11 protein-coding genes are annotated in these 14,891 nt (G+C 40.0%); 2 read left to right on the plus strand and 9 right to left on the minus strand.

Going from position 1 to position 14,891, the window contains the following annotated elements; translation table 11 throughout:
- Positions 1-38 precede the first annotated feature (38 nt).
- From KO530_RS03515 to KO530_RS03535, 5 genes are all read right to left on the minus strand, one after another.
- Positions 39-1,442 carry an MBL fold metallo-hydrolase RNA specificity domain-containing protein gene (locus KO530_RS03515; RefSeq protein WP_216047015.1) on the minus strand — a complete coding sequence of 468 codons (1,404 nt, stop codon included), beginning with the start codon at positions 1,440-1,442 and terminating at the stop codon, positions 39-41.
- A gap of 14 nt (positions 1,443-1,456) precedes the next feature.
- Positions 1,457-3,121, minus strand: coding sequence for a Na/Pi cotransporter family protein (locus tag KO530_RS03520; protein WP_216047016.1), 1,665 nt, complete (start codon positions 3,119-3,121; stop codon positions 1,457-1,459).
- A gap of 111 nt (positions 3,122-3,232) precedes the next feature.
- Positions 3,233-4,564, minus strand: a complete 1,332-nt coding sequence (locus KO530_RS03525; RefSeq protein WP_216047017.1) for a dicarboxylate/amino acid:cation symporter — start codon at positions 4,562-4,564, stop codon at positions 3,233-3,235.
- A 2-nt stretch (positions 4,565-4,566) separates the two neighbouring features.
- Positions 4,567-5,394 carry a universal stress protein gene (locus tag KO530_RS03530; protein ID WP_216047018.1) on the minus strand — a complete coding sequence of 276 codons (828 nt, stop codon included), beginning with the start codon at positions 5,392-5,394 and terminating at the stop codon, positions 4,567-4,569.
- Positions 5,395-5,766: 372 nt separating this feature from the next.
- Positions 5,767-6,717 carry a hypothetical protein gene (locus KO530_RS03535; RefSeq protein ID WP_216047019.1) on the minus strand — a complete coding sequence of 317 codons (951 nt, stop codon included), beginning with the start codon at positions 6,715-6,717 and terminating at the stop codon, positions 5,767-5,769.
- 1,444 nt (positions 6,718-8,161) lie between these two features.
- Between KO530_RS03535 and KO530_RS03540 the strand changes: the two genes are divergently transcribed.
- Positions 8,162-8,914 carry a glycosyltransferase family 2 protein gene (locus KO530_RS03540; protein ID WP_252728805.1) on the plus strand — a complete coding sequence of 251 codons (753 nt, stop codon included), beginning with the start codon at positions 8,162-8,164 and terminating at the stop codon, positions 8,912-8,914.
- A 205-nt stretch (positions 8,915-9,119) separates the two neighbouring features.
- Positions 9,120-9,521 (plus strand): GtrA family protein, encoded by a 402-nt coding sequence (locus tag KO530_RS22190; protein ID WP_216047020.1) that lies wholly within the window; start codon positions 9,120-9,122, stop codon positions 9,519-9,521.
- A gap of 56 nt (positions 9,522-9,577) precedes the next feature.
- Here the strand turns inward: KO530_RS22190 and KO530_RS03550 are convergent, their stop codons facing one another.
- From KO530_RS03550 to KO530_RS03565, 4 genes are all read right to left on the minus strand, one after another.
- A complete protein-coding gene (locus tag KO530_RS03550) occupies positions 9,578-10,996 on the minus strand; it encodes a sodium/proline symporter (protein ID WP_216047021.1) in 1,419 nt (472 codons plus the stop codon).
- Positions 10,997-10,999: 3 nt separating this feature from the next.
- Positions 11,000-12,214 carry a serine hydrolase domain-containing protein gene (locus KO530_RS03555; RefSeq protein WP_216047022.1) on the minus strand — a complete coding sequence of 405 codons (1,215 nt, stop codon included), beginning with the start codon at positions 12,212-12,214 and terminating at the stop codon, positions 11,000-11,002.
- A gap of 17 nt (positions 12,215-12,231) precedes the next feature.
- A complete protein-coding gene (locus KO530_RS03560) occupies positions 12,232-13,404 on the minus strand; it encodes a c-type cytochrome (RefSeq protein WP_216047023.1) in 1,173 nt (390 codons plus the stop codon).
- 186 nt (positions 13,405-13,590) lie between these two features.
- On the minus strand, positions 13,591-14,781 hold the full coding sequence (locus KO530_RS03565; protein WP_216047024.1) for a serine hydrolase domain-containing protein: 1,191 nt from the start codon (positions 14,779-14,781) through the stop codon (positions 13,591-13,593).
- Positions 14,782-14,891: the final 110 nt, after the last annotated feature.

The following is a 14,891-nucleotide window of genomic DNA, read 5'->3' on the forward strand; positions in this document are numbered from 1 at the left end:
ATCCAAGATAATTCAGTTTACTGCTAAAAACGATTTACTCAAAATTGTATTGTTTGATTTAGTGTCGGAATCGTTGCCTGCCAACCGACTTTTTTGAACGCCGCTTGCAATGTTTGTTTCGCTTTATCCTCACCATGAACTAGAAATAGTTGTGGTTTTTTAGTGGTGAACCCTTGCGCCCATTGGATTAACTGAGTTTGACTCGCATGGGCTGAAAAGCCTCCCATAGTATGAATTTGTGCTTTGACGGCAATATTTTCTCCCGCTATTTTATAGGTTTTAGCACCATCAACCAACGCCCGGCCTGGCGTGCCAATCGCTTGAAACCCAACAAAGATTACATGGGACTGATTACGCCATAAGTTATGTTTAAGGTGGTGACGTATTCTGCCGCCATTACACATGCCACTGCCAGCAATAAAAATCGCACCTCTGTCAATTTGATTCAACGCCATAGACTCTTCAGTGCTGCTTGAGTAGCGCAGCACAGGCAGAAATTTATGTAAACTTTGTTGATTGTTTTCCCCTCCCATAGCTGAACGATCTTGTTCATTGAAAATGTTCTGATAACGGTGATAAATTTCCGTTACCGCAATAGCCATTGGACTGTCTAAAAATACCGCTTGTTGCCTTAACTTGCCTTTTTGATACAACTCGCCGAGTCGAAATATAATTTCTTGAGTCCTGCCAACAGCAAACGAGGGAATTAAAATATTGCCACCATTTTCAGAAGCCTCTTCAATCACGTCTTCAAACTCTTGCAACGTCTCTTCCATAGAGCGATGGTCTCGGTCACCATAAGTGGATTCCAGCAACAAAATATCAGCCGAATCAACTAATTCGGGATCGTTTAACAAAGCAGCTTGTGAGTTTCCAAGATCACCGGAAAATACTAATTTTTTAGGACCTCCCTGCTCGTCTATAAATACTTCGACAATAGCAGATCCGAGAATGTGACCGGCATCTAGAAAATGAACAGTCACATTCTCTGCTACATCTCGTTTTTGGTGGTAACTAATGCCAATACAGACGTCTAAAGTGGTTTCCACATCTTGCAAATTATAGAGTGGCTCAATTTCCTCTTTACCGGCACGGCGTCGACGTTTGTTTTCCCATTCAACATCGCGCTGCTGTAATGATGCCGCATCTTTGAGCAACACTTCGATCAACTCTTTAGTTGCCGAAGTCATATAAATTGGACAGCTTAAACCTTGAGAAACGAGCAATGGCAAACGACCAGAATGGTCTAAATGGGCATGGGAAAGCACCACTGCATCCAACTGACTGACATCAAAAGGTAAAGGTTTTAAGTTAGCCTCTTCCTCTTCGCGTCTACCCTGAAATAAACCGCAATCCAGTAAAACCTTGCTATTGCCGGTTTGTAGCAAATACATAGATCCTGTTACGCCTTCGATAGCACCATAAAAAGTCAGTTTAGCCATGATTCTCTCCGTTATTATTGTGCAGCTAGGTCATCCACCTCAGATGTCGCAGGCGCAGCAGAGCTTGCTAGTTTAAGTTGTAACCCGTGAATTCGAGTCAAAGCTTTAAACCACTGTTGGACAAATCGTAATATTTCAGCCAAACAATCGATTGATTCAGACATTTGCGCGACAGAAATGTGCGCCCGCGTGCCCTCAACGATTAGCTCAGCCTTAAACTTGTCATGTTCAATTTGAAGTTGATTGAAATGTGTTGCCAATGATTCAGCATTTTGTGATTCACCTGAACGGCTAATATTAATTAACGTCTGTACCCGCTCAGCGTACTGTATGAAATGTTGATCCGTTGATTTACTGGCTGAATAGTCCCGCGTTTGCATTTGCTGAGCTAATCGTTCAATGGATACTGCGCAACTCAAAAAATATTGATCGATACGCATTAAAGTGGCGAGATCTTCGATAGTATCCTGGCCTAACGCTTCAGTCTGAATATTCACAATAAAACGCGACACTTCCGATGAAAGGGATTTTATAACGTTAAGTTCATGGATTAATTCGTGACTATGAGCGGAGTTTGGCGTGATTGATTTACCATAAAGGACAGCGATTTTGTCGGCAACTGAGAGATTCTCCAATAGTAGTGCATTCACTGCTAATACTGGTGTTTGTGCAATGGTTTTATCTAGATACTGAGGATGGGAAGCTTTTTCTTCCCAGCTAAGAAAACGTGCTTCTAAAAACTTGGCTAAGCGATCGTTAAAGGGATATACCAACAATACGCCGAGTATATTAAACACACTATGAAATAGCGCTAATGAAATGGCCGGATCAGCGCTAAGTTCTAAACTATTGGTGATAACCTCGATTAAATAGAACAAAACAGGTAACAGTAACAGCGCTACGATCGCCGTTGCGCCATTAAAAATGACCTGTGCAGCCGCCACCCTTTTAGCATTCGATGTAGCGCCAATCGCAGCCAACAACGCAGTAGATGTAGTGCCAATATTAGCGCCAATAACCATTGCTCCGGCGGCATAAATCCCTACCATTCCGCTTGATGCTGCGGTGATAGTCAGTGCAATTGATGCACTTGAGCTCTGGGTCAAAACGGTCATCACTATGCCGACCAACAAAAAGAGCAAAATACCGCTAATACCCTCAGCTGAAATTTTACTAATGTCTAAAGTCAGAACAATGCCTTCAAACGCACCTTTTAGCGTATCGATACCAATAAAAAACAATCCAAAGCCAACTAATGCAATACCAAATGAGGCGGCCTTTCCTTGCTGTTTAATCAGCTTCAATAACATTCCAAAACCAATCATAGGTAATGCAAATGCATTAATATTAAGATTAAAACCAATTAGCGCGACTAACCAGCCAGTCATCGTTGTACCGATATTAGCGCCGTATATAATCCCTAACGCCTGTCGCATGGTAATAAGACCGGCATTAACGAATCCTAAAGATGCTACTGTTACAGCACTAGAGGATTGCACTACTGCAGTCATAAAACAGCCAGAGTAGATCCCCCGTAAGGGTGTACTGCTCCAATGTGAAAGCAGCTTTCTTAATGACGTTCCCGCCGCAAGTTTTAACCCATCAGTCATCATGCCAATGGCTAACAAAAACAGACCTAAGCCGCCAAAAATTGTCCCTGCCAACACTACTGATTCCACTAAACACCTATCCTTTCGCTAAGCTTTTCAAGCAATTAAAGACTATTTAAAGCATAGTCACTGATTTAAAAAACTCTGCAAATAATCAGTTTATTTTTGCTTTCATTGACGTTATTTGGCTTCATTAACTAACGCTTTTTCAGCGCCGGTAAAATATTGAACAGTTGTGCAAGCCACGACATCACCAAGTACATTTACTGAGGTTCTACACATATCTAAGATACGGTCGACCCCAAGTATCAATGCTATTCCTGCTGCGGGTATGCCAACACCTTCAAGTACCATACTTAAGATGATGATTCCGGCACCTGGGGTTGCTGGTGATCCAATTGATGCTGCAACTGACATTGTTACTATGTAAAGATAACTGGAAAGGCTCAAATCGACTTGGAAAACCTGCGCCAAAAACACGGTCGCGACGCCTTGATACATAGCAGTCCCAGTCATATTGATTGTTGCGCCTAATGGAATGAGGAAACGAGCTATTTCTGGATTAACATGCAGCTTATCTTCAGTAACTTGTAAACTAATTGGCATCACGGCAGCCGAACTACTGGTTGAAAAAGCCAGCAATAATAATTCTTTGACGTTACTAAAAAATTCACGAAACGACTGTGTCATCGTTAACTTAGCTACCATGAAATACATTACAGCTACAATTATCAGGCCCAGTACCACAGTAGCTACATACACCGCCATGCCGGCCAACACATCAATTCCTAAATTAGCCACTAATCGAGTAATTAAACCAAAGACCGCAATAGGCGCTAATAACATCGCCCAAGATACAATCCGTAAGCTCACTTCTTGCAATGCCCCCATTAAATCAAACAGAGGTTTTGATTGTTGTGCAGGGATCGACAGCATGGCAGCCCCTAACAAAGCGGCAAATAAAATTACCTGCAACATTTCCCCAGAGGCCATAGATGCTAGCGGATTTTTAGGAATCAACGCAGACACTTTTTCGGGTAACTCAGACATAGCAGGAAAACCTTGCACGTTAGAGTTAGCGGCTGTTGAACCAACGTCCACTAACATTCTTGCGTCAACAAACTGTCCGGGTTGAATATTTAGTGCCAAAGTGATGCCAACTGTCGCCGCCACGGCGGTGGAAATCACAATAAAGATAAGGGCAATAAGACCATTCTTTTTAATCGCCGCGGGATTATTATTAGCCGCTAACCCACGCACAATCGATGCAACCACGAGAGGCACAACGATCATTTGAATAACGGCCAAAAACACTTGGCCCGGTAACGCTAGCCAAGCAGTAATGGTTTTCACTGTATTGGGTGCGATTAAATCTAAATCTGGTCCTAGGAGCACGCCAAAAATCACTCCCAAGAACAGAGCAATCAGAACTTTTAGCCATAATCTGCCATTGATCAAGCGGTCAAAGTGATCTGCCAAATTTTTAAGTGAACCGCTAAATATCTGAGTCATATTTACTGTCGAACGATGAGCACATCAACAGTCAATCGAGTTAGAATTTTCTCTGCTGTATTACCGATTAATAAACCTTTAATCCCCTTACGTCCTACGTTGCCTAACACCACCAGATTTGCTTTCATTTTGCTGGCAACTGAGGGTATCAACACATGTGGCGAACCGGCCTCAATTTTCACTGAATATTCTGTGAAAACATCCATTTCCTCGGCAATTTTTTCTAGTTTGGCTTTTGATAATTTACCTTTCTTAAGCATAACTTCACCCGGTTCAGTAATATCAAATTCCTGTTTAATCCGTGGGATTGGAATCACGCCTAAAAGCGACACATCTGCAGATAACTGGTTTGCAAGTTGAGCAGAAGTAGTAAGCACTTTATCATTCAATTCTTTTTGAGCGGGGGTTCTGGTGAAAATATCAACGGTTCCTAACAATTTAAGTTGTCCGCGCCAGCGATTATCACCACATAGTAGGACGCTTGATTTAATTGGACCTTTAAGCGCGGCTTTGATCAGTGAAAAGTCCAATAATTCACGACCTAATTGGGGTCTGTGCAGGAATGTAGTATCGAATTTATTGCTGCTTAGGGTTTTGAAAAGTACTTCTTCTCGCTCAGATGCCGACTTAACTATTTCAAGGAGGATCGTCGATTTGCAAGCATCTTTCACTTCGTTGTTTATTAGGGTAGTTAACGCTTCTGCATTAGAATCTAGCACATTGCTTACGATATAAAGCACAGTGATACTTTCAGGTGCAAATTTTAATGCTTTATCCAACATTGGCTTGACGCTTTCTTCCCTTTCAACAACAACTAAAATGTGTTTCATAAACATTCCTCGATTTAAAATTTATTGATTAGCCTTCATAGAGTTATAGTACAAATACTATCTAATCTAAACCTAAGCATAGTTTAAATCTGCGCCAATTAACTGATCCACATCAAGGACCATTGAATTAAAGGAAGGAAATTTGGACTCTCTGTGATCAGAAGATCAGGTTTACGGATGAATGGTCAAAAAAGGGGAATCTAAATACCTTAGTATTCGATCCTAAGTAACTTTCGAGCACTCTTCTCCATTTCGAAAAAATTAGCTCTATAGTAAACGCAAAAATGCATTAAAGTAATGATTGCACATTGCTGAATCAGCAAGAGCGTCTAATTAAATAAAGCTGTTCTACAGATCAATGCTCTTGTGCGGTTAGAGCTTACTTTGCTGCCAGTTTTCAATATAAGTCTGTTCTTTTTTGGTCTTTTCGAGAATCACAACAATAACATTCTCACCAATAATTTTTACCGCATCAGAGTGTGGCCATGAATGCGACTTAATAATGTATTCCATCGCCATCTCCACGTCTTTCTTTGCATTTTCTGTATTATAGGATTCCAAATGATAAAAAGAGTAATTCTGATTTATTTTTAATAGTGGCTCTAGCTTCACGTACATTGACGCGGCATTCCAAGTAGCATTTGTAGAATATTGATGAAAAGGTGACCAGTAGCCTCTCATGTCATCACCATCATAATCACCATGAAATTTTTTAAGATTTTGTAGATCACCAACCTGAATTAGCTTATAGCTTCGTTCGTATGAAAAGTCTTCACTTTGCTCAAGACGAGCAATGATTCTATTCACAAAACTGAAGTCATAGTGGTTTTGTTTAACCATATCTTTCTGCTGGCTTAAATCATAAACCCAAAAGCTATAAAACAATACTGCGCAAGCGATTAAAATAGGAATTCTGCACTTCGGACTGCAGTCAATAGGGAGCATCATGAAGAAAAACAAATAGAAGTATGAGATTCCAAAAGAAGCAAACCTATAATAATAAAAACCCTCGTCCGCTGAGAGAAGAAATTGGGTCTTTGTTGCAAATAACATCAGAAAACATATAACTCCTAAAATAAATGAACGGACTAGAAAGATGTTTAATCTCTGCCTTATACCTAGCTTGATGAGCAAGGTTATCCCACCGACAATGGATATGGTTAATGCCAATAATTTCAGATAGAACGGAAAATAAGGCTGAGAAATGACAAGTTGTCGAATGGAAGACTCAACTACTTCTTCTAATCGTTCAGGTATATCGGCAATTTGCAAACTCTCCAACTGATAAGCACCTGTTTCTAACCACTCGAGCTGATCGCACAAGACTAAAGAAACCTTATAAAAAATCGCACCGAAAACGAAAATTGAAGATAAAGAAGCAATAGCTATGAGATTTTCCCTTAGTTTTTTTCTTCATAAAAATTGACTAATCTGACGATCACTACCCCACAGAATAATACTGCATATGTGTTGATTGAAGCTTGATAAGTCGCCATCGACAACATGAACAAAATAGCCCCTGAAGCTATCGAGACAAAAGACACTCTTAACGAACCAACCAGCATGGAAGCAATAACAAGAAGTTATGCAGCAGGGAAAACGTGGCTCATGAATGTGTAATAATGATGGGCACTAACAAAAGGAATTATACTCACCAATAACCCAGCTACTAGGTAGCGACTGCGACTGAATCGAGTTTTGCTATTTATTTCTAATAAATATGCTGCTAAAAGGCCACTAGAAACTTGAAATAAAATAGAAATTAACAGAATTAAAACGGGAATTTGCTTGAAAAAATTTAACGATAATATTGCAGTAACAAACCATCTGCCAAACCGTAATTGATCAAAAGGAGAAATGCCACTCATACGACCCCAGTCGTGATTTCCTATTGGAAACTGGGCGAAAGAGAATGAAAACACGAGTAGGTTAATTAGAACACAAGCCAAGAAAATCCATCTTAGTTCACATAACCTTGTATAAACCGTCACTAACGACATACTCAACTATCCCTAATTTATTAATAGCTCAGATTTTATTTGAACGCTAAACAATGTCCTTCTTGTGTTCTTTGTATTTTCGCTAGTAGGTATAAATTGACCTCTTATTTTCTCCCGACATAGCATCGCTCATACTTATATAGTTACTCTAAGTAGCATATTGAAATGTAAAAATAAGCACAATTCTTTCAATGAGGTTTTTCGTATCGACAAAAGGCTCATTATTGCCCTGCTATCTAACCGAAATGACAGTTTAACCACATTTCTGATTTGAAGGGTATTGTTATTATTGTTAATTCTAGAGCTTGAAAAAAGTAAAAGAAAAAAAACAATTAGTTGAATGATCACTTATGATTATAGAACGCTGCGTAGTTTTTAACAGGGTTTAACGAAAAAATAGGCTTCTAGATCTAGCAACTTAACATGAGATCTAATCCAATAAATGGAGTTGTATTAGCATGAACTACCGAAGGCTTTCTTTTCGATTAAGCAATAGTTTATCAAAAGTAAGTTTAATGGGCTTGTTCAAACATCCCAGCCTTTAATGAAAACAGTGTTATGTATTTACGGGCATTTAAGTTCGTATCTGGAAAACATTAATTATCATCGACTTATTTAACATGAATTAAAGAGCAGTTTAGCGTGTCAAAATCTAATGAAGGGATAACGAATTAATCGTCTTCCAGATACCGTTCGAACTCAGGCAAAGGTTATGTACTATTAAACCGTTGATATCTCAATAATCAGTGAAGATTAGGACGAATTATATGAATAAGATATCTCCAGCCTCACCAATGGTTTCATTACTGGCACCAATGTACAACGAGATCGAAGTTATAGATATTTTTTTCAAAGAAGTACACCGCTGTCTTGAAAATGTAAATGTGGATTATGAAATCATTTGTATAAATGATGGTAGTTCCGACGGAACATTTGAATGTTTAAAGCAACATTCGAAAACTAATCATCATATTAAAATAATAGATTTGTCTCGTAATTATGGCAAGGAAATAGCGCTTACAGCGGGGCTCGATTATGCGACTGGAGATGCTGTCATTCCAATAGATTGTGATTTGCAAGACCCCCCAGAAGTTATTTTAGAAATGATTGTGAAATGGCAGGAAGGATTTCAAGTTGTTTTGGCTAAACGCATTGACAGAAGTTCAGATTCTTGGCTTAAACGTTGGACTTCCCTAATTTTTTATAAACTGATTGATACTATGTCCGATATACACATTCCGCAAAACGTTGGTGACTTTCGTTTATTAGACAGAGTAGTTGTCGATGCACTTTGCAAGTTTAGAGAACGATCAAGATTTATGAAAGGCTTATTTGCGTCTCTAGGATTTAGAGAAGCCGTTGTTGAATATTCCAGAGCCCCAAGAGTTGCAGGCTCTACGAAACTGCATTATTGGAAACTTTATAAGCTCGCTTTAGACGGGATAATTTCGTTTACTTCATTGCCACTCAAAATTTGGTCCTACTTTGGTGCGTGTGTGGCATTGAGCGCTTTTTTTTAAGGAATATACCTAATTATTAAAAATATAACTTATGGTACTGATACCCCTGGATATGCTTCTTTAATGGTAGTTTTACTATTCATGAGTGGTTTAACGTTGTTATGTTTGGGTGTGATCGGAGAGTACTTGTCACGCATATTTATAGAAATTAAAAGACGGCCTCTATATATCGTAAACGAAACGGTTGGAATCCAAGTGACAAAAATTGATCGCTAAACAACTTACCCAACTACTTGTTAAATTTTTTAGCGTTGGATTAATTGCAACCTTAATACATAGTGGGATATTCACACTATGTATCGCGCTGCAATTAATGTCACCTCAATTGTCAAACTTCATTGCATACTGGGTTGCCCTAACTGTCTCATATATTGGACATCAATATTGGACTTTTTCAGGTAATCAACAGCACAGTCAAAAGCACACCATTCTACGTTTTATCAGTGTGAGTTTCCTTGGTTATGCTCTCAATTCCCTTTGGGTATTAATAACAACTGATTCATTAAATTTGTCTGCTTATTATGCGTTAATTGGCATAGGTTTTTTGACCCCACTAATAACTTTTTCATTATTAAAATTATGGGTGTTTACTAATAGCCCCTCATAATTTTTAAACGATTTAATGATTCTAATGTTAAAGCTCTTTTCAACGCCGCTAAACCTTTAGGCAATTCTAGTACGAGGCTTAGAGCCAACAAACGCGATGATAGTCGCAATGCTAAACGGCACTACCCTTTCCAAGAAATCCCCTGGTGTACTGGGTAACATGTAAAAGGTAACCGCGAATACAAACCCCGTTATCATCGCCAATAATGTTGCTTTAGGATTAATATCTCGATTACATAAACGCACAATAATTATTGGTCCAAAAGACGCGCCTAGCGCTACCCATGCAAAAATGGCTCTGCTAAATATCGCCTCAGGCATATACAAAGTCACTAACACTGAAAAAACAACGACCAACAAAATACTTAATCGTGAAATGGTCAATGAAGAAAAGCGAGAGCGTTTTTCTAACCCCAAATCATGAGCTACCACAGATGCACTAACTAATAACTGACTGTCAGCAGTAGACATGATGGCAGACAGCACTGCGGCGGTAATAACACCTGCAACTATAGGATGGAACAATTCGGTTGTTAGTACAAAAAACAGGTTTTCTGGATTATCTAATTGCATTTGTAATGCAAGTCCTGCAAGTCCAACGATCACCACTCCCAAATCGACGATAAGAAACCAGGCTGCGGCAATACGTCGCCCTGTCTTAATTGATTTTTCATCGCGCAATGCCATAAAGCGCAATAACATATGGGGTTGCCCCATAGAGGATACTGAAACGCTGAGATTACCAATAATGACACCTGCGGCTAATAAGGCAACATTCCCTCCAGTTAAACTGAGTTGTTCTGGCGTAGCAACCTCAATTAAGGTGGTGACAAAATCGATAGGGCCACCTAGTGCGACAACCGCGGCAATTGGCAGCGCTAATGTGGCGATTGCCATAATCGAGCCTTGCAGTGCATCGGTCATACTTACCGCCCAAAAACCGCCCAGCACAGTGTAAATAAAGATAATCAATGCACCAATTAATACGCTTTCGGTCATTGGCATATCAAAAGTCGCAGAAAACATATTACCCGCACCTTGGAATTGAGCTGCAACATACAAAGTAAAAGAAACGAGTATGATTATCGATGCGGTCACCACGATTAGCTTTTTAATCAGGCCGTTACTGCCAAAACTTAAGAAGTCGGTTACAGTTAAATCTTTTTGTTCAAGACTAGTGCGATAAAGCCTAGGAGCGAACCAATACCAGGATATGAACATCCCTAAAATACTTCCCAAGGCTAGCCAAATACCAGATATGCCTAGCACCATTACTACGCCACTAAAGCCAAGCAGTTTCCAAGCTGAAGAAGAACTAGCTGAGTAACTCACGGCGGCAACAAAAGGGCCTAATCCCCGTCCACCTAAGAAAAAATCATCACTGTTCTTAACACGTCGCTGTGCCCAAAAACCGATACCCAACAAGACTAATTTATATACAACTAGTACGACTAAAATATAACTTTGATTAGACACTGTTTACTGCTCCAGTATGCTTCGTATAATTGTATTGGGAATATAACTGTTATCCCATTCTTTACCCGGTGCCCAACTAAACCCACCGGTACGTAAAATAACCAAGTCCATGGATGGAATGATATACATCACTTGATTGCCGCTGCCGTCAAACATAAAGAGGTCATCAGCCAAATAGGGTTCGCTGTGGATAACACCAAAACCTGTGGCAGCGCCTACTTGTGCCCATGAACGTTTAGGAAAGTAGGGTTTCCCCAACCAAATATGTAATCCCATGGCAGGATTAGCAGGTGACGGCTCTAAATAGTCTTCCATCCAGTTTTCTGAAAACAACGATTGGCCATCTATTTCCCCACCGTTTAAAAGTAGTATCCCCATTCGCAACCAAGACTCTGAAGGCAATAACAAACAACAGCCACTGTGAGCGACACCTTGAGGGCGGTTGAGCATCACCTCTCCACCTTGCGCGTGAATAGGTTTAATCAGTGACTCAGACAAGTATTGGCCATAGGGTTTCCCCGTTGCCCGCTTGATTATTATCGCAATTAAATCAGACACCGCTTGGCTATAGTCATACTTGGTACCGGGTTCAGCAACCACTTCATAATCATTGATTATCACATCATCTGAATATCCTGAAATATAGGAACGCGTAAAATTGCTAAATGGGCTCATATCCAAGGTGTAGTACTTTTCAAATCCAGCCGCCATATGCAGTAAATTACGGATGCTGATGGTGGCTTTTTCTGTGCCTTGCCACTCAGTTATATAGGTTGATGCAGGTTCATCTAAACCAGCAATAAAACCATCTTTAATCGCTCTTGAAACCACTAAAGAGGCGACCATTTTTGCCATACTTTTGCCAACGATTAATGAGTTTTCATCCAGTCCCTGATAGTGCTCACGAAAACGTAATTTACCTTTATGCCAAATTAGCAAAGAAGTGCTGCGGCGCTCAGCAGCATATTCGCTCACTTGAGCAAGGGCTTCAGCGGGAATACTGCCCTCTCCTTCATTGACCACATCAAATAACTGTTGTGCATCACCAGCAACCATATATTCTGAGCCAGCCCAACCGGATTGAGGTAAAACCCCGTTACCAGTAGCAATCAGGTAATAACGCTTCCAAAAAAGAGGGTCTTTTAAATATAAAACACCGCCAACCAACATCACCAATGCTAAAAAGCCAATGAAAATCTTACCTATTGTCTTGCCCATATACTTTCTCCTGTCATCTATTTAGATGATATATATTCAAGATAATCAATTACTTGGTTTCGTTTTACTGGGTCCGATAAATCCGTTTGCTGATTCATTAAATTATCAGGGACAAAGTCTTTACCGTGAGATAAGAATTCAGATAAGTTGGCTCTGGACCAAAATAATCCGCCTTCCCCAGCACTGACCATGGCTTTTGAATAACGACCATATCCCTGCACGGTACCAGCTTGACGGTTAAACACTCCAACCAGATTTGGCCCTAATAAATGCTCTTTACTTTCAACGGCGTTATGACATTGAGTACACCATGACGCTGAACTCTTAGCTGCGGTTAAACTTTCTGTTGTAGGGAAAATCTCGGTACGAGGACGAGCAGGTATTAGCACTTCTTTTGATTCGACTAACACTGTCTCAGTTGCTTTAGCAACATGCCAAGGTGGCAGCACTTTAAACGCAAAGTAAGGTAGGTACATAAAGAACAAAATGAAGATGCTCAATACCGGGATATAAACCAAGCGTTTATGCTTAGCCCAACAAAACAATGCCAACGCAATAAGGTAATACATGGGTACAAGCACATAGGTACCAAAAGCGGCAATAGGATGGATAGAAGGTGGCTTAGGTAAATTAACCAATAAGTGCACTATGATAAGGATGGCAACTGCCACACCAGGTTTGACATGTTTACGTAAATGAGTGAACAAATACACAAATACAATGCCAGAAAATAACGCGGATGCCACATTACTAAATGCAGAATGCATGTAACCTGAGGTACTCCATGACCAATCTAAAAAATGCGGTAAGGGAAACACGCCTAACACTTTAGTCACTTCATCTTTAGCCCACGCTTGGCCTAAACCATACAACATGGCAAAAAACATAAAAATGAAGAACAGCGAAATGGCCGTTGTTGAAACCGAAGAAAAGGCATTTTTCAAACGCGTTGTGATCGATGCGCCAGGTCGTAAAAGCCAAATTAAAAACAGCACTAGGACCAATACGAACAAAGTAGCACCAATGCTAAGGTGAGCATGATGAATCGCATCCCGTTCAGCACTGCCACGAATGAGTCGCGGAGATACGCCTGACCACCACTGATGCCAAGCAAATAATACGTAAAACAACACTGAACAACACAAGCCTAGTTGTTCTAAAAAACCACCGAGTTTACTTTTATTATTCATAACTCACCCTGCTGATAAAATTTATTATTTTTATTCATATCTTTTACAATCACTATCGGTTGATATTTATTCTAAGACCTACACTTGGGTAATGCCCTAAAGAATTTAAACATTTACTTCCTTGTTATTGACGTACAACAAGGGCGTTTTTATTGCTTTTTTCTATGTTAGGAAATCCTGCTTCCTCTACTCTACTTGAGTAATCGCTTTGATGACTGAATTGGGTATAAAGGCATCATCAAAGTCAAATCGGACTGCGCCTACTCGAACAATTACTAACTGTTTTGACGGCACGATATAAACCCGTTGCCCACCAAATCCATCAAAAAAGACTAGGTCATCGGTTAAATAAGGAGCTGAGTGGATGACGCCAAACTTATCAGTAGGACGATAAGTACGCATAGGTTTGAACGGACTGCCTAACCAAGTTAAATAGCCATAATTAGGATTACTATTAGAAGCTTGGGTAGTTTTGTTGATCCATTCTTTTGAGATAACTTGCTGATCGTTAACCATACCTTGGTTGAGTAACAACAAACCAACAGCAAGTAAATCCACAGGTTTGGCAATTAAACAACAAAAGCCATGGACGCTACCATTTTCTCGATCTAGCCAAAGATCGGCAGAACTATTGGCTACTTTCGACCAGAGGTGCTGCTCAAGGTAAGATGCATACTTTTCTCCAGTGGCAGCTTCAATCACATCAATTAATAATTGCGGATTAGAGTTGTTATATTCAAACATTGTACCCGGCGCTCTAATTTGTTCTAACGAGCGAGCTACGGCAGAAATATCTTCACTGTACATTAATTTAGTACTGTGGGCGAAAATGCTATTGTCGATTGATAATGGCGGCAATGCCAAGCCTGAGTCCATGGTTAATAGATGTTCAATGGTAATTTGGCCATATGGCATATCAATCCATTGTCCAATGTATTTTGAAACAGGATCTTGAACCGATTCAATATCGCCCCGCTCTACTGCAATGCCCACCGCCAATGCCACAATTGACTTGTGGATTGAAAAGGTTTGCATATAACTATCTTCACTTTCACCTTGCCAAAACTTTTGCGCAACTAACTCACCGTTATGCCACACCAAAAACGCGCTACTGCCCATTTTTTCGGCGTAACTTAAGGATTCGGTAAAGCGAGTTTGTTGTTCACTTAGAGCCAAAGGTGAAATGCTAAGAGGATCTGGATTAGCTTTAGCTGCCATCGTTACCACAGGACTGAACCAATCAGTATCATGGATAGTATCAACACCTTCTAAGCTATTAACACGGCTGATATAAGTGTAATTCAGGCCAAATAATACGAGCAAAATTAGCAACAGGAAAGCAACTACATAAGCTAATTTTTTAATAACATTCTGCATACAAAAACCATCTCCAACAGATTTTTTAAATGGTCACTCTAGTTATCAACAAACCGGCTTTTGATGACCGGCTTGCGATAACTATACAGCGAGTTTCGCTATTTATCGTC

The organism is Aliiglaciecola lipolytica (genome assembly GCF_018860635.1).
GTDB lineage: Bacteria > Pseudomonadota > Gammaproteobacteria > Enterobacterales > Alteromonadaceae > Aliiglaciecola > Aliiglaciecola lipolytica_A.

Excerpts from the sequence above, each read along its gene's own strand:
- KO530_RS03515 (WP_216047015.1), bottom strand. The coding sequence starts at position 1,442 with ATGGCTAAACTGACTTTTTATGGTGCTATCGAAGGCGTAACAGGATCT.
- KO530_RS03525 (WP_216047017.1), bottom strand. The coding sequence starts at position 4,564 with ATGACTCAGATATTTAGCGGTTCACTTAAAAATTTGGCAGATCACTTT.
- KO530_RS03530 (WP_216047018.1), bottom strand. The coding sequence starts at position 5,394 with ATGAAACACATTTTAGTTGTTGTTGAAAGGGAAGAAAGCGTCAAGCCA.
- KO530_RS03540 (WP_252728805.1), top strand. The coding sequence starts at position 8,162 with ATGAATAAGATATCTCCAGCCTCACCAATGGTTTCATTACTGGCACCA.
- KO530_RS03555 (WP_216047022.1), bottom strand. The coding sequence starts at position 12,214 with ATGGGCAAGACAATAGGTAAGATTTTCATTGGCTTTTTAGCATTGGTG.
- KO530_RS03560 (WP_216047023.1), bottom strand. The coding sequence starts at position 13,404 with ATGAATAATAAAAGTAAACTCGGTGGTTTTTTAGAACAACTAGGCTTG.
- KO530_RS03565 (WP_216047024.1), bottom strand. The coding sequence starts at position 14,781 with ATGCAGAATGTTATTAAAAAATTAGCTTATGTAGTTGCTTTCCTGTTG.